Consider the following 21,556-nt stretch of genomic DNA (forward strand, 5'->3'; position numbering starts at 1 on the left):
GAGGTGAAGTAAGATGGCAAAAGTTCGTACTGGTCGTGCGGGAGAGCAGATCAAGAAAGAATTGAGCATGCTTATCCAAACGGAATTGAAAGATCCACGTATTGGATTTCTAACAGTGACAGGTGTTGAGGTTACGAGTGATCTATCGTTAGCTAAAGTATATTTGAGTGTACTTGGTGATGATGAGGCACGTGACAACTCACTTAAAGCATTGGAGAAGGCTAATGGGTTCCTTCGTACTGAACTAGGCAAGCGAATTCGTTTCCGCCATACGCCTGAGCTTGTATTCAAGCTTGATTCTTCGATTGCATACGGCAGCAACATCGAGCGTCTCTTATCAGAGATTAAAGATGGAGATAAACCTGATGAGCAATAAGAAAGCTGGTTTCACTCAGGAACAATCACAATATAACGGCAAAGTTCTGTCTTCTGCGAATAACCATTCGCAGCTAGACGGGGCTCTGCCGTCTTCCTATGCGCACGATCTTGATCGTGCGCTAACGTTTATTCAGGAACATGATCAATTTCTAGTCGTTGCGCATGTAAACCCAGATGGCGATGCGATAAGTTCTACGGTCGCAATTGGATGGTTGTTATCACAATGGAATAAATCTTATACAATGGTCAACGCGAATGAAGTACCGAGTAAGCTGACGTTCTTGTCTAGAGCAGATGAGATACAAATAGCCGAGCAAGGTCATCTGGAGCAAACAGAACCATTTCAGGCGGTCATTTGTGTAGATTGTGCTGACTATGCAAGAATAGGGAGCATATCGAATTGGGTATCGCCGAATGCTAACATTTTGAATATTGATCATCATCCTACAAATGATCGTTATGGTGATGTCGCGCTTATTCGAGAAGACGCGGCAGCTACAGCAGAAATTTTATTTGATTTGTTCGAACGGGGCTCAGTTCCATTGTCAACTGAAATCGCAACCATTTTGTATACGGGGCTTTTGACCGATACAGGAGGTTTCCGTTATAGCAATACGACACCACATGTGATGGAAATCGCATCTAAGCTGCTTGCTTTCGGTGTGAAAGGTAACGTGATTGCTGAACGTTTGCTAGAAGCGATTTCGAAGCCGCAGATGGATTTGATACAACGTGGTTTGAGCAGATTGAGCTATGCAGCCGATGAGCAAATTGCTTGGCTGTATATTACTCCTGAAGATATGCAGCAAACAGGTGCTTCTAACGAGGATCTTGAAGGATTGGTCAACTATCCGCGAAATATCGAAGGAGTAGAGGTTGGCTTATTGTTTAAAGAAGTCGTGCCTGGAAGAGTCAAAGTGAGCATGCGCTCAGCAGGTGATGTAAATGTAGCTGCGATTGCCCAAATATTCGATGGCGGCGGGCATGTTAAGGCTGCGGGGTGCACTGTGCACTTGCCGTTGGAAGAAGCAATTCAAGCAGTAGTAGAGCAGGTGAAACAAACGTTATGACACAATGGAACGGCGTGTTGTCAGTGTGGAAGCCAGAAGGATGGACTTCGCACGATGTAGTTGCAAAAGTACGAGGGATCTTAAAGGAAAAACGTATTGGGCATACAGGTACGCTTGATCCACAAGTAACAGGAGTTCTTCCTCTTTGTTTAGGCAGAGCAACGCGTATTGTAGAATATTTACAAGAACAGCCAAAGCAATATGAAGCAGTTATTTGTTTTGGTAAAGCAACGGATACAGAAGATAGCACGGGTGAGATCAAGGACACTGCTGATTGTTCTCATTTGACGGAATCTCAAATTCGTGAATCCATTCTTTCTTTTGTAGGTGAGATTGAGCAAACGCCTCCTATGTATTCTGCCGTTAAGGTGAATGGAAAGCGATTGTATGAACTCGCTAGAGAAGGAAAGGTCGTTGAGCGTAAGTCGAGAAAAGCTACGATACATGATATTTCTATCCTTGAATGTCTAGGGATTGGAACAAGTGAACCTACTGTTCGATTCCGTGTAACTTGTTCAAAAGGAACGTATATCCGTACGTTGTGTGTAGATATTGGGCGTTCGCTGCAAGTACCTTCTACGATGGGGAAGCTTGTACGTACATTATCTGCAGGACTTGAAGAGAATGACAGCTTGACGATTGAACAAATTCAACAAGCTGTAAGTGACGGTTCTTTAGAAGAGCATTTGATTTCTATTGAAAAGGCAGTCTCTTTTATCCCTTCAATCCAAATCCAAAATGAGTATGCGACTTATGCGACGCAGGGCAAGGGAATTCCTTTCCGTGCATGTTCGTTTACACCTTTAACGCAGCAGTTGTATCGACTGCATGATGAAGAAGGAACGTTCTACGGATTATTTCAAGTTCCAGAAGGACAGTTTGCTTTACGGGCAGTAAAAGCATTTCTTCCATCCTAATAGGGTTGTAGTCTGCTGGTCATCAGATGTATAATGAGTACGGTTGGCTGATGTTTAACATAGCCCTTAATTGCTCGTATGCGTCCTGATGACGCTGAACTTGTGAATAGAGGAACAACCCCTAGAACTGGATGTAGGAGCTCGATGACATATGGAAACGATAGCTTTACAACATATATTGAATGGTTCGGCTTGGCAGCTGCATTCACAGCCACAAGTTGTTGTGCTAGGACACTTCGATGGACTTCATACCGGGCATATTCATGTAATAGAGCGTGGTCTTGCATATAGTCAAGAGCATAATATACCACTTGGAGTTATGACGTTTCATCCTCATCCCAAATACGTATTTGGAAGACAAGGCTATGAACGATACTTAACCCCGCTTGCCGAGAAAGAGCGTCAGTTAGCGAAGCTTGGAGTCGATTTTATGTATGTCGTTAATTTCGATCTTGAATTCGCGCGTATTTCACCTCAACAGTTTGTTGAAGCATTGTGCAAGCTGAAGGCTCAGCATGTCGTATGTGGATTTGACTATCGTTTTGGCTTCCAAGGAGTAGGTACGGCTGAATCGCTGCGTGAAATAGGAAAAGATTGTTTCACAGTCGATATCGTCGAGCCGTTCGATGATAAAGGGCAAAAGGTTAGTAGTACCCGTATTCGTGCGTGTCTAGATGATGGAGATATGGTTCAAGCCAATCACTTGCTTGGCCGTCCATATACGATTACAGGTACGGTGGTGCACGGTGAGAAGCGTGGACGCACGATTGGATTTCCTACTGCTAACGTAGATCCGGCAGAACCGTATTATATTCCGCGTTTAGGCGTATATGCAGTACGTGTTCAAGTGCGTGGCGAGATGTATGATGGTGTGCTTAGCATAGGTTTGAAGCCTACTTTCCACAGTCATATATTAGCACCGATTGTTGAAGCGCATTTGTTTGACTTTGATGCGGATATTTATGATGAAACGTTGACCGTATCGCTGATTGCGTATTTGCGTTCAGAGAAGAAATTTAATGGCATACAGGAATTAATTGAGCAGATCACACGAGATGCTGAGGATGCACGTGCAGTGTTGCGAGGCTAATTGGCATGAAGCAGGTGCTCTGATTAGGTGTCCTGAAATTGTTGAGTTTACTTTCTCTTATAATGATGCTATACTAATATCGTTGTCTACGGACAACACTTGTCCATTGCTTGGTTACTTGATCTCACCATCGGTAACGAGGCTGTTGGAATACACTATGAATAATGAAATTGGAGGTGAATAGGATGGCATTGTCTCAAGAACGTAAGCAACAGCTTATCGAAGAGCACAAGACTCACGCTTCTGACACGGGTTCCCCGGAAGTTCAGATCGCTATCCTTACGCAAAACATCGTTAATTTGACTGATCACTTGCGTACGCACAAGAAAGATCATCATTCCCGTCGTGGTTTGTTGAAAATGGTTGGTCAACGCCGTAAGTTGTTGGCTTACTTGAAAAACAAAGATGTTAAGCGTTACAGCGCATTGATCGAGAAACTCGGTTTGCGTCGTTAATAGCTCTAACCCAAGCAGCCTGGTTGTATATCGCCGCCGTGAGCGGCATGCAACTGGGTTGCTTTTTATCGTATAGTCAAATTTATTTACATACCTATTTTTAGTTCTGACTGAATGAATGCTAGACAAGCTGATATTTATCGTGTCTCTGCATGAGAGACGGTTTTTGCAGCGTAAAGCAGGAAATAATGGTACACGTACAGAATTGGAGTATGGTTATACATTAAGGAGGGATTCCATGCATCGCATCGAGATGGACCTCGGCGGAAGACCGCTTGTACTGGAGACAGGACAGTTGGCTAAGCAAGCTAACGCGGCGGTAACTGTTCGTTATGGCGACACAGTTGTATTGTGTACCGTCACAGCGTCCAAAGAACCGAAAGACCTAGATTTCTTCCCGCTAACGGTCAACTATGAAGAACGTTTATATTCAGTAGGTAAAATTCCTGGCGGATTTATTAAGCGTGAGGGAAGACCAAGTGAGAAAGCTATTTTGGCAAGCCGCCTCATTGATCGTCCGATTCGTCCATTGTTCCCGGAAGGATTCCGTAACGATGTTCAAATCGTCGATCTTGTGATGAGTGTGGATCAAGATTGCCCGCCTGAGATTGCAGCAATGATCGGTACTTCTGCTTCCTTGGCGATTTCTGATGTTCCGTTCAATGGTCCAATTGGAGGCGTTATCGTTGGTCGTATTGACGGTCAATTCATCATCAACCCTACAGTTGAGCAAGAAGAGAAGACTGATCTTCATCTCGTTGTAGCGGGTACGAAAGACGCTATCATGATGGTAGAAGCTGAAGCAAATGAAGTACCTGAAGAAGTAATGCTTGAGGCTATTCTATTCGGTCACGATGAAATCAAGAACATTGTTGCTAAGATTGAAGAATTTGCAGCAATTTCAGGAAAAGAAAAGATCGAAGCGAAGCTTCATGCGGTTGATGAGGAAGTGAGCGCGGCAGTACGTGCATTCGCTCAATCTCGTCTAGTTGAAGCTATTCGCATTCAAGAGAAGCATGCTCGTCAAGATGCTATTGATGCTATTAACCAAGAAGCAGCTGAGCACTTTGAGCAGCTCTATATAGAGCAACCTGAAAAGATGGATGATGTTAAAGAGACATTGTACGATATCGTTAAAGAAGAAGTACGTCGTCTTATTACCCATGATAAAGTACGTCCTGATGGTCGCCAATTGAGCGAGATTCGCCCAATTGAGAGCCAAGTAGGCTTGCTTCCTCGTACACACGGTTCAGGTCTGTTCACACGTGGTCAAACCCAAGCACTTAGCATTTGTACGCTCGGTGCTCTTGGCGATGTACAGATTCTTGATGGTGTAGGTACGGAAGAGTCCAAGCGATTCATGCACCACTATAACTTCCCGCCGTTCTCTGTTGGTGAAGCAAGACCGCTTCGCGCTCCAGGCCGTCGTGAAATTGGACATGGTGCTTTGGGTGAGCGTGCATTGAGCAAAGTAATCCCGAACGAAGTTGATTTCCCATATACAATCCGTCTCGTTTCTGAGTGCTTAGAGTCTAACGGTTCCACATCCCAAGCTAGTATCTGCGCAAGTACATTGGCAATGATGGATGCTGGCGTACCGATCAAAGCTCCAGTTGCAGGTATTGCAATGGGTCTTATTAAAGACGGAGATCATTTCTCTATCTTGTCTGATATTCAAGGTATGGAAGATCACCTTGGCGATATGGACTTCAAAGTTGCGGGTACGGCTGAAGGTGTAACAGCGATTCAAATGGATATTAAGATTGACGGTATTAACCGCGATATCTTGTCTCAAGCGCTTGCACAAGCGAATGAAGGACGTATGCATATCCTTGGAAAAATGCTAGAAGCTATTCAACAACCACGCGAAACATTGTCTCAGTATGCGCCTAAAATTTTGACGATGCAAATTAACCCAGATAAAATTCGTGATGTTATTGGCGCAGGTGGTAAAGTCGTTAATAAGATTATCGATGAAACTGGCGTTAAGATTGATATCGAACAAGATGGCCGTATTTTCATTGCGTCTCCTAGCCAAGAGGCTAACGAACGTGCCCGTGATATTATTGAGGGCATCGTACGTGAAGTCGAGATCGGTGAAGTGTACACAGGTACGGTTAAGCGCGTAGAGAAATTCGGTGCTTTCGTTGAAGTACTTCCTAATAAAGAAGGTCTTGTTCACATTTCTCAACTTTCTACAGAACGTGTAGCAAAAGTAGAAGATGTCGTGAACATCGGCGACAAGATCGAAGTCAAAGTTGTTGAAATTGATCAACAAGGACGTATTAACTTGTCCCACAAAGTATTGTTGGAACCAGCTAGTGAAGCAGGAACAGCAGTTGTTTCAAGCTCCAGCTCCTCGACTGCTCGTCCTCCTCGCTCTGAAGGCGGTCGTAGACCGAATGGACAAGGCCCTCGTGGACCACGTCCAAACCAAGGCGACAATCGTTCAGATCGTTCGTAATATCATTTGCTTGTCAAATGATTTACTTAGTAAGAGCCAGATGAATCTGGCTCTTTTTTGTTTTCAGTAAAGTTTACGGGAGGAAAAGTAGTAAAAACGATACATTTCGTTCACCCTATATAGGATAGTTGCTTTGCTATATTGAATAGAACGTTCCAAAGATGCATAGAATGGAACGGATCAATATGGACAACCATCAAAGGGGTGACCGAGTTGAACGCAACGAAACAAAAGTGGATTGTTATCGGATTTACTTGTATGATCGCGTGGATTATCGTAGATTCGACCGGTGCAAGTAAATATGTGACAGAGCATAAAGCTCGTCTGGTTAATAGCGATGCGTTTCAGATGAGCAGTAATTTAGATAAAATAGACGGAGACGAATTGCGTCAACGAATTAGAAAAGCGGCCGAAGAGATGCGGGAAGCACCTATAAATGCCCGTGTAGACCGCGTATGGAAAGCAGTACCTGGTTATAACGGACTTGAAGTAGATGTGGAGGCATCTTACGAACATAATCTGAAGTTACCGAAAGGTTCTTCGTTGAAGCTTGTACATCGAGAAATGAAGCCAGAAGTGACTTTGGCGGATTTACCTGTGGAGCCTATCTATAGAGGTAATGAAAATAAACCGATGGTTGCGTTTATGATTAACGTAGCTTGGGGGAATGAACACATTGAGCCCATATTGAAGACGTTGAAAGAACACAAAGTGAAGACAACTTTCTTTTTAGATGGCTCGTGGGTTCGACGTAACCCTGAACTGGCGAAGCGTCTAACGGAAGAAGGACATGAGATTGGCAATCATGCCTATACACATCCCAATATGGCGCAGCTTAGTGAAGGTCGGCAGTATGTTGAAATGGAAAAGACAGAACGTGAAATAGAAAAGCAGCTCGGGAAGCGCAGCAGTTGGTTTGCACCGCCTTCAGGCTCGTTTAACAGCCTTACCGTAAAGACGGCACAACAATTGAAGATGCGTACGGTGTTATGGAGTGCGGATACGATTGACTGGAGTACCCCAAATGAACCGGGTACAATTATTCAACGTGTAAGGCCTAAATTGAAGCCTGGAGTGCTCGTGTTGATGCATCCGACAGCTGCGACAAGCCAAGCGCTGCCTACATTTATTCGCATGGCAAGAGAACAGAAGCTTGAGCCAGGTACCGTTAGTGAAGTGCTGTCTGAGAAACGGGTTATTTCAAAGGCGAATCGGGAATAAGTTGAGGTGATAGCACTTTTTTGATAGGATAAAGAGTGCATTGAATTGAGTTAAGGAGGAGCTCCTGTTGGAAAAAGTGCAGCTGCGAAACGGCCTGCGTGTCGTTTTAGAGAAAATTCCGACCTGCCGTTCAGTTTCGTTCGGCATCTGGGTGAAGACTGGATCGCGCAATGAGGATGAGACGACGAACGGTGTTTCTCATTTTATAGAGCATATGTTATTTAAAGGTACAGAGCGATATGATGCAAAGTCTATTGCTGAAGCATTCGATGGAATAGGTGGACATGTAAATGCATTTACTTCCAAAGAATATACCTGTTACTACACGAAAGTGCTTGATGAGCACTTGCCAATTGCTGTAGACGTGCTTTCCGATATGTTTTTCCGGTCACAAATGGCTGAAGAGGAATTACATAAGGAAAGAAACGTGATTCTAGAGGAAATATCGATGTATGAAGACACGCCTGATGATCTTGTTCATGATTTATTAACTCGTGCAGCATACGGTTCGCATTCATTGGCGTATCCGATATTAGGTACGAGAGAACGATTAGACGCAATGACTTCTGCTGATCTGAAACACTATATGAATCAGCACTATACGATCGATAATACGGTTATAGCCGTTGCGGGAAATATTGATGATTCCATTGTCGAATTACTCGAGCGTCATTTTGGTGATTTCCAAATTAAAGGGCAGTCTTTGGCAGTGGAAGCACCAACGTTCAAGAGTGATCTGTTGTTCCACCAGAAGCAAACGGAACAAAATCATATTTGCATGAGCTTGCCAGGTTGCTCGATGAACGATCCGAACTTGTACGCGATGGTGTTGCTGAATAACATTATCGGTGGGGGAATGAGTTCACGTTTGTTCCAAGAAATCCGTGAGAAGCGCGGTCTAGCTTATTCGGTTTATTCCTATCATTCTTCGCATATTGACAGTGGATTGTTTACGGTTTACGCCGGAACAGCGCCGAAGCAGACTACTGATGTGTTGGAACTTACGCTAGAAGTACTGCAAGATGTTACGGTTAAAGGTTTATCGGACGAAGAATTGCGTAAAGGCAAAGAACAGTTAAAAGGCAGTCTTATTTTAAGCTTAGAAAGCACGAGCAGCCGGATGACACGTCTAGGCAAAAATGAACTGATGCTAGGAAGACATTACACATTAGATGAGATTATTGCTCGCATAGAGGCAGTGACACAAGATGATGTGCGTGAGATTGTTAAGAACATGACATCACAGCCATTTGCAGTGTCCATGGTAGGCAATAATGACGCAGCGATTGCAGCATTCAGGAGGGACAGTCTTGTCAAATAACAGTTACGAAGTTCAAATTAAAAAATTACCAGGCAATGAGGATATTCCTCTTCCACAGCAAATGTCAGAGCTTGCAGCGGGTTTTGACCTGCATGCAGCTGTAGAGGAATCAGTTATATTAGCACCAGGTGAACGTATGCTTGTGCCAACAGGATTTGCGATGGCTCTTCCGCCGCAATTGGAAGCACAAATTCGTCCGCGTAGCGGATTAGCATATAAAAATGGAATTACATGCCTGAATTCGCCTGGTACGATTGATGCGGACTATCGCGGTGAAGTAAAGGTGCTCATTATTAATCATGGTAAACAAGCGTTCAAGATTGAGCGTAACGAACGTATTGCTCAAATGGTTATTCAAGAAGTACCTCGCATAAAGCTTGTGGCCGTAGAGGAATTGTCCGATACAATCCGCGGTGAAGGCGGTTTTGGTCATACTGGCACGAAATAATGTGGCTATGCCCTCGTATACTTTTATAACATGAATAGGACGACTGCTTCTTTGCGAAGCAGTCGTTTTTTTGCATTTTGGAGTTGTTTGCTTCTAAGCACCCTTTCTGGGCGCTAGCATATGATGTTTTAGATGTGCAAGCGGCAAGTTAGAAAGGAGTGATTCGCAACCATGTTGACCGGCGTTCATGTCGTGTTCTTAGGTGGCGATGCCAGACAGATCGAAGTCTTTCAGAAGCTGTCGGAGCTGGATGCAAGTGTGACACTAGTAGGATTTGACCAACTGTCAAATCCGTACCATGGCATTCAGCGCAAATCGCTATCTCTTGAGTTGTTGAGGGATACAGATGCATTGGTGCTGCCTGCGGTTGGTACCGATGAAGATGGCCGAGTGCACGCTATATTTACATCTGAAGAATTAACATTAACCGAAGAAGATATCGCTGCGCTCCCTAAACATGCAGTTATATTTACAGGTATGGCTAAGCCATATTTAAGTAAACTGTGTGCGAAATATCGCATTACATTGTTAGAATTATTCGAACGCGATGATGTCGCTATATACAATTCGATACCGACTGCTGAAGGTGCTGTTATGATGGCGATCCAGCATACTGACATTACGATTCATGGTGCAGAAATAGTCGTTCTTGGGTTGGGTAGAACAGGATTTACACTGGCACGTACGCTGCTTGGACTTGGTGCACGAGTAAAATTAGGAGTGCGCAGGCCAGAGCATTTCGCGAGAGGGGTAGAGATGGGATGCGAGCCGTTTTATTTGACTAATCTTGCGCAGCATGTGTCTCAAATCGACTTGCTTTTTAATACGATACCGACTATGATAGTCACAGCACAGGTCATATCTCAAATGCCAAACCGTGCTGTACTTATTGATTTGGCGTCGAAGCCAGGCGGCATTGATTTCCGATTCGCGGAAAAGCGCGGCATTAAGGCAATGCTTGCTCCAGGACTTCCCGGTATCGTTGCTCCTAAAACAGCTGGTCGTATTTTGGCGAACAGTATCAGCGAATTGCTGAATGAAGTGACGCGAAGTCGGGGGGATGGCCAATGAGTTTGGATTTTACTGGAATTACCGTAGGCTATGCTTTGACGGGTTCACATTGTACTTTTGATGAAGTGATGCCCCAAATTCAACGATTTGTTGATCTTGGCGCACGAGTTATTCCGATTGTTTCGACTACTATATTAACGACAGATACACGATTTGGTACATCTAATCATTGGCAGAAACAGTTGAAAGATATTACTGGCAATGATATGATCACTACAATTGTTGAAGCGGAACCGCTTGGGCCATCCAAGCTGCTTGATGTGCTTGTGATTGCACCTTGTACAGGTAATACGACTAGTCGATTGGCAAATGCTATCACGGATAGCCCTGTCCTTATGGCGGCTAAGGCGCAAATGCGCAATCAGAGGCCTTTAGTATTAGCGATATCGACGAATGATGGCTTGGGCTTGAATGCGGCGAACATTGCAAAGTTGTTAGTAGCCAAACATATATATTTTGTACCTTATGGTCAAGACAATCCTGTTCAGAAGCCAAATTCTTTAGTAGCGCGGATGGAATTGATTCCTGAGGCGTGTGCAGCAGCACTGGAAGGTAAGCAACTGCAGCCGCTCATTATTGAGCGCTTTCAGTATACATGATAAGTCGCAAGGAGCGTGAAGACCCCGGTCCTCACGCTCCTTTGTGCTCCATATACGGAACAGAGGGGAGAAACAACAGATGTCGAATCAGAAGCAATTTAACGTTGCAGTAGTGGGTGCTACTGGAGCAGTAGGGGAACAGATCTTAAAGCTATTAGAACAACGCAAATTCCCGATCCGTAACTTGAAGCTGTTATCTTCGGCTCGTTCTGCAGGCAAAACCGTTATTTTTAACGGAGTAGAACACACGATTGAGGAAGCAAAGCCTGAGAGTTTTGAAGGTGTTGATTTTGCCTTGTTCAGTGCAGGAGGAGATGTAAGTCGTGCGCTGGCTCCGGCAGCTGTTGAGCGCGGTGCAGTGTGCATCGATAACACAAGCGCATATCGTATGGACCCAAATACACCGCTAGTCGTTCCAGAAGTGAACGCGGATGTTATTAAGGACCATAACGGAATAATTGCCAATCCGAACTGTTCGACAATTCAAATGGTAGCGGCACTTAAACCTCTCTATGATCGTTATGGTATTTCCCGCATTATCGTATCTACGTATCAGGCTGTTTCTGGCGCAGGTAGTCATGCGATTAATGAGATGCTTCGCCAAACGAAAGAAGTATTGGAGGGACGTGAAGTAGAGGCAGATATTTTGCCAGTATCTTCACTGCCTGTTAAGCATCAAATAGCATTCAATGCAGTACCGCAAATTGATAAGTTTCAAGATAACGGCTTTACGTATGAAGAAATCAAGATGATTCAAGAAACGAAAAAAATTATGGGCGATGACGATATCCAAGTAACAGCAACGTGCGTACGCATTCCTGTTGTCTATGGTCATTCGGAATCGGTATATGTGGAACTGAAGCAAGAGTTCGATATAAACGAAGTACGGCAACTGTTAAGTGATGCACCTGGAGTTACCCTCCAAGATGATATCGGAACGCAGACGTACCCGCTTGCTACAGATGCTGCTGGCAAGCTTGATGTGTTTGTAGGCCGTGTACGCCGTGATTTGTATCATCCATTAGCGTTAAATATGTGGATCGTATCTGATAACTTACTCAAAGGCGCTGCTTGGAATGCGGTTCAAATTGCAGAGCATTTGGCATCGGAGCGGCAGGAATAGGCAGGTTGCTCCTGCCTTTTTTGCGTGTTCTAATACGGTCAGTCATCTAGTTGGAGGAATGTTACATGCGTATTTTAGTTCAAAAATTCGGGGGAACCTCATTATCTACCCCTGAAGCAAGACAACGCGTTATTCATCATATACGGCGAGAACTGGAACAAGGCTATCGCCTTGCAATTGTCGTGTCTGCGATGGGGCGTCGTGGTGAGCCATATGCAACGGATACCCTGCTTGAATGGACTGCGAACAACGGTAACGCATTGCCATCACGAGAGCAGGATTTATTGTTGTGCTGTGGTGAAATTATTTCAGCAACTACGTTGTGCAGTTTACTTCAGGCAGAAGGAATTGCATCCACTGTATTTACTGGTGCCCAAGCGGGCTTCAAGACTGACGGTCATCATGGTAATGCTCGTATTTTAGATGTAAAACCTGATCGGGTTCGTGAGGCGCTAGAGAACAATCAGGTTGCTATCGTTACGGGGTTCCAAGGACAAAGCGAGAACGGTGATTTTACAACATTAGGCCGCGGAGGTAGTGATACATCTGCTACTGCGCTTGGAACGGCATTACGTGCTGAAATGGTTGATATTTATACAGATGTTAATGGAATTTTAACAGCAGATCCAAGAGTCGTTGAAGACGCGAAACCATTATCGGTAGTTAGTTATGCTGAAATATGCAACATGGCTCATCATGGCGCGAAAGTTATACATCCGCGAGCGGTTGAAATTGCTATGCAAGCGCGTGTTCCTGTACGTGTGCGCAGTACATTCTCCGATGAGGAAGGTACGCTTGTTACCCACCCTGAATGTTTTAATCAAGTACAGGATGGTATTGTTGATCGTTATGTAACCGGTATTGCATATGTAAGCAACGTCACTCAAATTACAGTCGAGGCTCAAGAAGGTGCGGTTGACCTTCAGCTTCATGTATTTAAGGCGATGGCACACAATCAGATCAGTGTTGATTTTATTAATGTTACCCCTTCTGGGGCGGTATATACAGTATTTGATACAGACGCACCAAAAGCACTTGAAGTGCTGCATGAAATGGGATATGCGCCAAAGTCCTTGTCTGAATGTGCGAAAGTTTCCGTTATTGGCGGAGGTATAAATGGTGTGCCTGGTATTATGGCTCACATCGTTGAAGCGTTGACGAAACAAGAGATTCAAATTCTTCAATCTGCGGATTCGAATACGACGATTTGGGTATTGGTTCGTAAAGAGGATATGGTTCGTGCTTTACGAGCATTGCATGCTAAGTTTGAACTTCATCGATAGGCAGATTTCATGTGCGCGATGACATAGATATAGAAAATGAGAGGCTGAGGCTTTTTTATAAGGAGGTGTTCATTATGGATTTTGGCAGATTAATTACGGCTATGGTAACGCCATTCCATAATGATTTAACAATTGATTGGGAACAAACAGGTAAGCTTATAGATTATTTGATTGAGGAGCAGAAGTCAGATAGCCTAGTGGTAAGCGGTACAACAGGTGAATCCCCAACGTTAACCGAGGGGGAAAAAGTACAATTGTTCCAATTTGCTGTGAAGCATGCACGTGGACGCGCACGCATTATAGCAGGAACGGGATCCAACAATACAGCGCATTCTATACATTTGACACAGCAAGCAGAGGCAGCGGGAGTAGACGGGGTTCTGCTTGTCGTGCCTTATTATAATAAACCAAGTCAAGAAGGTATGTATCAGCATTTCAAAGCTATTGCGAGCGCAACAAAGCTTCCAGTTATGCTTTACAATGTACCTTCACGTACAGTTGCTAGCATGAGCGTAGATACGACATTGCGTTTGGCTAATGATGTCCCGAATATTATAGCTACTAAAGAATGTGTATCTATTGACCAAATGGGTGAAATTGCTGCTAAGGCACCGGAGCAATTTAAGGTGTACAGCGGTGATGATATTGCGACATTACCAGGACTTAGTGTTGGTATTTACGGTATTGTAAGTGTAGCGAGCCATGTTATTGGTTCTGAAATGAAGCAGATGATAGAAGCATTTATTCAAGGTCATAATCAAGAAGCACTCGAACTGAACAATAAGCTTACGCCTGTTTTCAAAGGGTTATTTAGCTGTCCACATCCAGTTCCTAATCCAGTGGCAGTTAAATACGCATTGAATTTGCAAGGTATAGAAGTAGGTGGCGTGCGTTTACCGCTTGTGCAAGCAACGGAGCAGGAACAACAATTTATTAAGCAATTGCTGGATTCCAATCGCTCGTAAAATATATAAAATAAAAGAAAGCGGCCTTGGCCGCTTTCTTTTATTTTTCCAAACAGCAAATTACATAAAAATTTTGCCGTCAATTTTCGATATAAGGAACGCGAAGATGGGCATTACTTGAGAGGATTTAGGGGATTCTATGGGCCAATAAAAACGCTTGCTTGTGTTTTTCTCACACGTTCATGTATAATGAGTTACAAGTGACTGGGTGCGGTATATTTTACAAAAGAAAGAAGTTCATTGGTGCGACGGCCAACTGAATATAGGAGGTTAAGATTGACATTGTCGAAGAAGAACAACTCGGATAAACTATTAATTTTTGCATTGGGCGGCGTAGGTGAAATCGGTAAGAACATGTACGCAGTTCAATATGGCAATGACATCGTCGTTATCGACGCAGGGCTGAAGTTCCCTGAAGAAGATATGCTTGGAATTGATATTGTAATTCCAGACATTTCATATTTAACAGAGAATCGTGATAAAGTAAGAGCAATATTGATTACGCACGGACACGAAGACCATATTGGCGGATTGCCATATGTATTGCGTCATTTGAATGTTCCTGTGTATGGTACTCGTCTAACACTTGGTCTTATTGAGAGCAAGCTTAGAGAAGCTAACCTTCTTGGAGAAACGAAACGCATCTTGATTACAGCTGATTCTGAAGTTCAGCTAGGCTGTATGCGTGCGAGCTTCTTTAAAACGAATCACTCAATCCCAGACTCAGTTGGAGTATGTTTAGATACTCCTGAAGGGGCTATTGTACATACGGGTGACTTCAAGTTTGATCATACACCTGTTAATGAGCAATACGCTGATCTTCATCGTATGGCTGAAATCGGTAAAAAGGGTGTACTAGCCCTATTGTCAGACAGTACAAATGCTGAACGTCCAGGCTTTACGCCTTCAGAAAGCAGCGTTGGTGTTGAACTAGAAAATATCTTTAGCAAAGCTCAGCAGCGCGTCGTTGTTGCTACATTTGCTTCTAACATTCATCGTGTTCAACAAGTTATTGATGCTGCATATGCAACAAACCGCAAGTTGACTGTAGTAGGAAGAAGTATGGTGAACGTCGTCTCCATCGCTTCAGAGCTAGGATATTTGCACATTCCTGACGGAATGCTCATTGAACCTGAAGAAGTAAACAAGATGTCTGCTGATCGTGTGGCCATTTTGTCAACAGGAAGCCAAGGAGAGCCGATGTCTGCATTGACTCGTATGGCGCGTTCTACGCATCGTAAAGTAGACATCCTTCCAGGTGACACAGTTGTAATCGCAGCAACGCCAATCCCAGGTAACGAGAAATATGTAGGTCGTACAGTTGATGAACTGTTCCGACTAGGCGCAAATGTAATTTATGGCGGATCGATGTCTGGTGTTCACGTTTCTGGACACGGTAGCCAAGAAGAACTAAAGCTAATGATCAATTTGATGAAACCAAAGTACTTCATCCCAGTTCACGGTGAATATCGGATGCTTCGTCATCATGCTAAATTAGCAGAATCAGTTGGCATTGAACCAGAAAACATCTTTATTACAGATATTGGTGAAACAATTGAGATACAGAATGGAGTTGCTCGTCGCGGCTCTAAAGTACCATCTGGCTATGTACTCATAGATGGTCTTGGAGTTGGAGATGTGGGTAATATTGTTCTGCGCGACCGCAAGCTGTTGTCACAAGACGGTATTCTCGTCGTCGTCGTTACATTAAGCAAGCAGGACGGTACAATAATGTCTGGTCCAGATATTATTTCTCGTGGATTTGTTTACGTTCGTGAATCTGAGGGTCTTCTCGATGAAGCGAATCGTATTGTTACTTCCACGTTGCACCGTCTTATGAATGAGAACGTCAATGAGTGGGCTTCACTCAAGACACATGTGAAAGATGCTCTTGGTCGTTTCTTATACGAACAAACACGGCGCCGTCCAATGATACTTCCAATTATTATGGAAGTATAATAATTGCTACAACTATTATATCGTGTGACCTTAGGTCGCGCTCACGTCACTGAATTCAGTCCTTTGCCTACCCGGCAAAGGACTTTTTTAGTTTGGTTCGCTGATAATTTCTATCTATATCGATCTTCATGGGTAATTGCCATGCTCTAAGTACATGATTTCAACAAAACAATTATAAATATGCTGCATAACGATAAAGTGCTCTACGCAAGCTAAACGTGTATTCCCAGATTGGAGGGAGAAGCTTGACAAAAGCACAAGATTTTTCAAATGATAGCGAAAATGAAACGCAAGCAAGTTTACATTTTCCATCTATGCATAGATGGGATTTGGATGCATTAGAAGGATGGCTACGTCAGGATGAGCCGCCACAAGGTCCACCACCAGAAGCTCCTTTGAATAAAGAAGCTCCACCAGCTATCCAAACGATACAGCAGCTGGGAACCGCGTCGATTCCGAATCCGGGCGAATCCAATATATATTGTCTGAACATTATTGGTCAGATTGAAGGACACATTGTACTTCCTCCTCAAAACAAAACGACTAAGTATGAACATATTATTCCACAGCTTGTCGCAGCAGAACAAAATCCTAAAATTGAAGGAATTTTGATCATGTTGAATACCGTTGGAGGAGATGTTGAGGCAGGATTAGCTATCGCAGAGATGATCTCGTCATTGACGAAGCCGACGGTTACGCTTGTCCTTGGCGGTGGACACAGTATTGGTGTTCCTATTGCAACGTCAGGACAAGCATCCTTTATCGCAGAAACGGCGACAATGACCATACATCCGATTCGTTTGACAGGTCTAGTTATCGGCGTACCGCAAACATTTGAATATTTGGATAAAATGCAAGAGCGGGTCGTTCGATTTGTTGTTGCACATTCAAACATTTCAGATCAAACATTTAAAGAATTAATGTTTAAAACAGGAGAACTGACTCGCGATATTGGAACAACGATTATTGGTCCAGAGGCGGTAAAGCATGGGCTTATTGATGAGATTGGCGGGCTTGGACAAGCGCTAAAGCGGTTGAATGAACTAATCGAAATGCGGAGGGTCCCTTTAGGTGAACAAACTGCAGCTGTACAGACATTGGGAAATGACACGATGCCGCCAGTTCCTCCAACATTTAGATAGGGGGAACGTTAATGACTCTATATACTGTAATACCTGAAGAAGAAATATTTAAAAACGAGTTTCAGGAGCAAACACAGCGAATATATGAATTTCATGAAATGGTGTGGGAAGGGCGATTACTGCTTGTCCAACGTCTTAATGATGATTATGTTCGCGTAGAAAGAATTTTGCAGCCATGTGGGATACAAGACTTTTTACATCCTGCCTTTCAACCAGGAACTGTTCTACAAATAAATAATATGTAAAACTTCATTATAAAATAGCGTAGGTTGAAAGAACAATTTGGCTCTTGTTCATGATAACTACGCTATTTTTCATGTCTCCATATGACTATGAAGCAGATAACGGCAGAACATAGTAAGAACGGCTGTTCTGTGATATAATGGCATGTGGAGGTGACAACAATTGGCCCGAAGAAAACGTAAGAAGCAGTCTTTAAGCAAGAGCCTGAAATTTGAAATATACGGTATATTGCTCATAACGAGCTCTGTCATTGCGCTTTCCGGCGGAGCAGCCTTCGGACGAGCGTTGTCCAAGCTGTTCGGACTACTGCTTGGAAAGTTTTATTTTGTAATACCGCTTGTCCTTATTTATGTAGGCTTAGCTGTGATGATTAAACGGCATTGGCCTGCTGGTTGGAGCGCAAGAAAAACAGGATTGTTAATCATCCTTATCGGATTTACGATGATGAGTACGATGAGTGCAGTGGAAATGCGACTGCTTCCTGTTGCAGACGACATTAGCGCGGGAAGTATATTTCAAGCAATACATAACACAATGAAGGAAGAACTAATTACAGCTGCCGAAACAGGAACGGCAAGTGATATGTGGAACAAAGACATAAGTGGCGGGTATATAGGGGCAGCACTGTATTGCCTCGTTTTTGCCTTATTTGGTGCGTTAGGGACGAAGTTGCTAATCATAGTACTATTTATAATCGGCTTTATGCTGGCCACCCAATTATCGTATGTGGAGCTCGCTCAACTGATGCGCACGCAAATTAAAAAACTAATGAAGACGATACATAAGCAGCGCAAAGCACGCATCAATGAGCGAAAAGTTCGTGAAGCGGAAGAGAAGAAACGAGAAAGTTCTAAGAACGATAACATCCCTGATTTCTCTGATGATGAAGATATCGAAGAATATGGTTCTCCACGTAAAGCCTCTAAAACACCCGTGTTCTTTCAATTATTTGGCGATAGACGTAATGTCTCTAATGAGGAAGAGCTGATTGATGCGGATGATGAATGGTTAGAGCGTTCAATGAAACGAAAAGGTAAGCGTACGAAGGCCGAAACTACGGTTGAAGCAGAATGGACGGATGTATCCAACTTCGATGCGGACGCAGATGCACGTACTGTGTCGCAAGGGCAGCATACAAGTACATCTGATAGTATGAGCACCGGCAATAACTCCATATTGGAAAATGAATCGGAAGATCGTAACGGGCCATTGTTCCGGGACTTTATGTCTCCTGATTATGACGGTTGGAGCCCCGCTTCTGCTGACGAATATATCGGTACGCAAGATGATGTAGATGAAGATTGGAATATTGACCTAGATGCTGTGTCTGACGAGAAACAACATACAACTGTTGTGGTAGCTTCTTCATCACCTTCATTGCCGCAGCTCCCAGCAGCAGGAGATGAAGGTTCTGCAGCATTAGATGTAGGGAATGGAATGCCGCTAAATAGTACTCTAACTGAAGAAGAGATTGTAGTTCCAGTTAAACCACCCGTTAAGCCGTACAAATTGCCTAACTTCTCTTTACTGGCCAAACCACAAGGTGGCGGTAAAGGAGGAGAACAAGCGGACTTCATGCAAACTGCTCGTAAGCTTGAAGCTACATTGGAAAGTTTCAGCGTTCGAGCTAAGGTATTGGAAGTAGTTCGGGGGCCTGCTGTTACTCGCTATGAAATTCAGCCAGACATCGGGGTTAAAGTAAGCCGTATTGTTAGCTTATCTGACGATATTGCACTGGCGCTAGCCGCTAAAGATATTCGGATGGAAGCGCCTATCCCTGGTAAGTCTGCGATCGGTATTGAGGTGCCTAACAATGAAGTGTCTATCGTCACCATGCGCGAAGTTATGGAAACACCGACATTTGTAGATGCAAATTCGAATATAACGATTGCACTAGGGCGCGATATTTCAGGTGCTCCTATTATAGGAAATTTAGCACGAATGCCTCACTTGCTTGTTGCAGGCGCTACTGGGTCAGGTAAGTCGGTTTGTATTAACGGGATTATCACAAGTATTTTGTACAAAGCAAAGCCTGACGAAGTTAAGTTTCTAATGATTGATCCAAAGATGGTTGAGTTAAATGTGTATAACGGCATCCCGCATTTGTTGGCTCCCGTCGTAACGGATCCTCGTCGAGCATCATTGGCGTTGAAGAAGATTGTAGTGGAAATGGAAAAGCGATATGAGCTATTTTCCAAATCTGGTACACGAAATATTGAAGGTTACAACAATTTGGTTGGGGATGACAAAGAGAAATTCCTGCCTTACATCGTTGTTATTGTCGACGAGTTGGCTGACTTAATGATGGTTGCCGCAAATGATGTTGAAGATGCAATCTGTCGCTTGGCCCAAATGGCACGTGCAGCAGGTATTCATCTTATTATTGCGACGCAAAGACCGTCTGTTGACGTTATTACAGGCGTTATCAAAGCCAATATCCCGTCTCGTATTGCATTTGGTGTATCTTCACAAGTGGATTCACGTACTATTCTTGATATGGCTGGTGCGGAGAAGCTTTTAGGTCGAGGGGATATGCTGTACCTTCCTATGGGCTCTTCCAAGCCACAACGGGTACAGGGCGCATTTTTATCTGATCAAGAAGTAGAATCTGTCGTGTCATTCTGCCGAGATCAAGGAACAGCGGAATACAATGATGATTTGGTGCCGGAAATTGATGACCTTGCCTCATTTGATGGGGAACCGGTTGATGAATTGTTTGAGCAGGCTGTTACGATCGTGCTTGAAGGGCAGCAAGCGTCTGCTTCGCTATTGCAGCGCAGATTACGTGTTGGATACAACCGTGCCAGCCGACTTATTGAATCGATGCAGATGCAAGGTATTATTGGGCCTCCTGATGGAAGTCGTCCACGAGAAGTATTGATGACCTTGGAACAATATCAACAGACAAAGATGTCTTCCTAAAAGACGTGTATAGAACATAATCCGTTATCTCATAATAAAGTTGCCAATACTGTCAAACCAAGAGCGAAAGAGGTAACGATGATGAGAAAACGGATAATCTGGATTACCGTCTGTATGGTATGCATCCTGTTCGGGGCTTATCAGTATACACATTTGTCAGATAGTACGGCTGCATTTAGTGGAGCCCAATTGCAATCTGGCTCTAGAGGACAAGACGTAACGGAGTTACAAGGACGACTTGCCTTTTTAGGATACTATTATGGCAAAGTAGACGGTGTGTTTGGAAGCAAGACACAAGGTTCTGTAAAATGGTTTCAATCACAGTTCGGACTGAAAGTTGATGGAATTGTAGGTTCGAAGACACGTGCCAAATTAGTTAAGGCAACGAAAAATTGGAGTCCATCATCTAATACTGTAAAGCCGCCACAATCATCAACAGGAAAGCCTAAGTCCAAGCCAAGCGGTTCTAATAACTTGGGTTTAACCGAAAACGATTTGAAGTTGATGGCAAATGCGGTCTATGGAGAAGCACGCGGTGAGCCATATGAGGGGCAAGTAGCTGTAGCAGCAGTTATTATAAACCGCATCAAATCACCGAGTTTTCCAAATACAGCATCAGGTGTCATATTCCAGCCGCGTGCCTTTACGGCAGTTGCCGATGGTCAAATATATTTGACGCCTAATGAAAAGGCGCGACAAGCTGTACAAGATGCAGTGGATGGATGGGATCCTTCTGGCGGCTGTCTGTACTATTTTAATCCAGTAACAGCAACATCCAAATGGATATGGACACGTCCCCAAGTGAAGACAATTGGCAAGCATATTTTTTGCATGTAGAATCGTGTCAAAGATGTCTATGAGATGAGATATCGACAGAGCGTGGTT

Annotated in this window: 19 protein-coding genes; all 19 read left to right on the top strand. The window is 43.8% G+C overall.

Features of this window, described 5'->3' with window-relative positions:
• The first annotated feature begins 13 nt into the window (after positions 1-13).
• Positions 14-376 carry a 30S ribosome-binding factor RbfA gene (gene rbfA / locus IFO66_RS02210; RefSeq protein ID WP_028595535.1) on the top strand — a complete coding sequence of 121 codons (363 nt, stop codon included), beginning with the start codon at positions 14-16 and terminating at the stop codon, positions 374-376.
• Positions 366-1,448, top strand: coding sequence for a DHH family phosphoesterase (locus IFO66_RS02215; protein WP_192023546.1), 1,083 nt, complete (start codon positions 366-368; stop codon positions 1,446-1,448). Before rbfA ends, IFO66_RS02215 begins: the two co-directional genes overlap by 11 nt.
• Positions 1,445-2,365: a tRNA pseudouridine(55) synthase TruB gene (truB, locus tag IFO66_RS02220; protein ID WP_192023547.1), complete on the top strand. Its 921-nt coding sequence runs from the start codon at positions 1,445-1,447 to the stop codon at positions 2,363-2,365. The genes IFO66_RS02215 and truB overlap by 4 nt, the downstream gene beginning before the upstream one ends.
• A 151-nt stretch (positions 2,366-2,516) precedes the next feature.
• Complete coding sequence (locus IFO66_RS02225; RefSeq protein ID WP_192023548.1) at positions 2,517-3,455, top strand: bifunctional riboflavin kinase/FAD synthetase; 939 nt, start codon at positions 2,517-2,519, stop codon at positions 3,453-3,455.
• Between the two features lie 185 nt (positions 3,456-3,640).
• Positions 3,641-3,910, top strand: coding sequence for a 30S ribosomal protein S15 (gene rpsO, locus IFO66_RS02230; protein ID WP_028595531.1), 270 nt, complete (start codon positions 3,641-3,643; stop codon positions 3,908-3,910).
• A 238-nt stretch (positions 3,911-4,148) separates the two neighbouring features.
• Positions 4,149-6,374, top strand: a complete 2,226-nt coding sequence (gene pnp / locus IFO66_RS02235) for a polyribonucleotide nucleotidyltransferase (RefSeq protein WP_192023549.1) — start codon at positions 4,149-4,151, stop codon at positions 6,372-6,374.
• Between the two features lie 204 nt (positions 6,375-6,578).
• Positions 6,579-7,595: a polysaccharide deacetylase family protein gene (locus IFO66_RS02240; protein WP_420488636.1), complete on the top strand. Its 1,017-nt coding sequence runs from the start codon at positions 6,579-6,581 to the stop codon at positions 7,593-7,595.
• Positions 7,596-7,662: 67 nt separating this feature from the next.
• Positions 7,663-8,916, top strand: coding sequence for a M16 family metallopeptidase (locus tag IFO66_RS02245; RefSeq protein ID WP_192023550.1), 1,254 nt, complete (start codon positions 7,663-7,665; stop codon positions 8,914-8,916).
• Positions 8,906-9,364 carry a dUTP diphosphatase gene (dut, locus tag IFO66_RS02250; protein WP_225445424.1) on the top strand — a complete coding sequence of 153 codons (459 nt, stop codon included), beginning with the start codon at positions 8,906-8,908 and terminating at the stop codon, positions 9,362-9,364. Before IFO66_RS02245 ends, dut begins: the two co-directional genes overlap by 11 nt.
• A gap of 171 nt (positions 9,365-9,535) precedes the next feature.
• Positions 9,536-10,435 carry a dipicolinate synthase subunit DpsA gene (gene dpsA / locus IFO66_RS02255; RefSeq protein WP_028595528.1) on the top strand — a complete coding sequence of 300 codons (900 nt, stop codon included), beginning with the start codon at positions 9,536-9,538 and terminating at the stop codon, positions 10,433-10,435.
• The gene (locus IFO66_RS02260; protein WP_144990891.1) at positions 10,432-11,034 is read left to right on the top strand and encodes a dipicolinate synthase subunit B; all 603 of its coding nucleotides are present in this window, start codon (positions 10,432-10,434) and stop codon (positions 11,032-11,034) included. Before dpsA ends, IFO66_RS02260 begins: the two co-directional genes overlap by 4 nt.
• A gap of 79 nt (positions 11,035-11,113) precedes the next feature.
• Positions 11,114-12,157: an aspartate-semialdehyde dehydrogenase gene (locus IFO66_RS02265; RefSeq protein ID WP_028595526.1), complete on the top strand. Its 1,044-nt coding sequence runs from the start codon at positions 11,114-11,116 to the stop codon at positions 12,155-12,157.
• Positions 12,158-12,222: 65 nt separating this feature from the next.
• Positions 12,223-13,440, top strand: coding sequence for an aspartate kinase (dapG, locus tag IFO66_RS02270; RefSeq protein ID WP_192023552.1), 1,218 nt, complete (start codon positions 12,223-12,225; stop codon positions 13,438-13,440).
• A gap of 74 nt (positions 13,441-13,514) precedes the next feature.
• Entirely contained in the window at positions 13,515-14,405 is an 891-nt protein-coding gene (gene dapA, locus IFO66_RS02275; protein WP_192023553.1) for a 4-hydroxy-tetrahydrodipicolinate synthase, read from the top strand.
• A gap of 282 nt (positions 14,406-14,687) precedes the next feature.
• On the top strand, positions 14,688-16,364 hold the full coding sequence (locus IFO66_RS02280) for a ribonuclease J (protein ID WP_192023717.1): 1,677 nt from the start codon (positions 14,688-14,690) through the stop codon (positions 16,362-16,364).
• Positions 16,365-16,678: 314 nt separating this feature from the next.
• A complete protein-coding gene (locus IFO66_RS02285) occupies positions 16,679-17,506 on the top strand; it encodes a ClpP family protease (RefSeq protein WP_192023718.1) in 828 nt (275 codons plus the stop codon).
• Between the two features lie 11 nt (positions 17,507-17,517).
• Entirely contained in the window at positions 17,518-17,751 is a 234-nt protein-coding gene (locus tag IFO66_RS02290) for a YlzJ-like family protein (protein WP_192023554.1), read from the top strand.
• Between the two features lie 160 nt (positions 17,752-17,911).
• Positions 17,912-20,671 carry an FtsK/SpoIIIE family DNA translocase gene (locus IFO66_RS02295; RefSeq protein WP_225445425.1) on the top strand — a complete coding sequence of 920 codons (2,760 nt, stop codon included), beginning with the start codon at positions 17,912-17,914 and terminating at the stop codon, positions 20,669-20,671.
• A gap of 81 nt (positions 20,672-20,752) precedes the next feature.
• On the top strand, positions 20,753-21,508 hold the full coding sequence (gene sleB / locus IFO66_RS02300; RefSeq protein ID WP_192023720.1) for a spore cortex-lytic enzyme: 756 nt from the start codon (positions 20,753-20,755) through the stop codon (positions 21,506-21,508).
• The last annotated feature ends 48 nt before the right edge of the window (positions 21,509-21,556 follow it).

It is taken from the genome of Paenibacillus arenosi, assembly GCF_014841135.1.
GTDB classification, from domain to species: Bacteria; Bacillota; Bacilli; order Paenibacillales; family Paenibacillaceae; genus Paenibacillus_B; species Paenibacillus_B arenosi.

What these genes read in the sequence shown, in the direction of transcription:
- truB (WP_192023547.1), top strand. Translation starts at nt 1,445, where the DNA reads ATGACACAATGGAACGGCGTGTTGTCAGTGTGGAAGCCAGAAGGATGG.
- dpsA (WP_028595528.1), top strand. Translation starts at nt 9,536, where the DNA reads ATGTTGACCGGCGTTCATGTCGTGTTCTTAGGTGGCGATGCCAGACAG.
- IFO66_RS02260 (WP_144990891.1), top strand. Translation starts at nt 10,432, where the DNA reads ATGAGTTTGGATTTTACTGGAATTACCGTAGGCTATGCTTTGACGGGT.
- IFO66_RS02290 (WP_192023554.1), top strand. Translation starts at nt 17,518, where the DNA reads ATGACTCTATATACTGTAATACCTGAAGAAGAAATATTTAAAAACGAG.
- IFO66_RS02215 (WP_192023546.1), top strand. Translation starts at nt 366, where the DNA reads ATGAGCAATAAGAAAGCTGGTTTCACTCAGGAACAATCACAATATAAC.
- sleB (WP_192023720.1), top strand. Translation starts at nt 20,753, where the DNA reads ATGAGAAAACGGATAATCTGGATTACCGTCTGTATGGTATGCATCCTG.
- rpsO (WP_028595531.1), top strand. Translation starts at nt 3,641, where the DNA reads ATGGCATTGTCTCAAGAACGTAAGCAACAGCTTATCGAAGAGCACAAG.
- pnp (WP_192023549.1), top strand. Translation starts at nt 4,149, where the DNA reads ATGCATCGCATCGAGATGGACCTCGGCGGAAGACCGCTTGTACTGGAG.
- IFO66_RS02285 (WP_192023718.1), top strand. Translation starts at nt 16,679, where the DNA reads ATGCATAGATGGGATTTGGATGCATTAGAAGGATGGCTACGTCAGGAT.
- dapG (WP_192023552.1), top strand. Translation starts at nt 12,223, where the DNA reads ATGCGTATTTTAGTTCAAAAATTCGGGGGAACCTCATTATCTACCCCT.
- IFO66_RS02225 (WP_192023548.1), top strand. Translation starts at nt 2,517, where the DNA reads ATGGAAACGATAGCTTTACAACATATATTGAATGGTTCGGCTTGGCAG.
- IFO66_RS02265 (WP_028595526.1), top strand. Translation starts at nt 11,114, where the DNA reads ATGTCGAATCAGAAGCAATTTAACGTTGCAGTAGTGGGTGCTACTGGA.
- rbfA (WP_028595535.1), top strand. Translation starts at nt 14, where the DNA reads ATGGCAAAAGTTCGTACTGGTCGTGCGGGAGAGCAGATCAAGAAAGAA.
- dapA (WP_192023553.1), top strand. Translation starts at nt 13,515, where the DNA reads ATGGATTTTGGCAGATTAATTACGGCTATGGTAACGCCATTCCATAAT.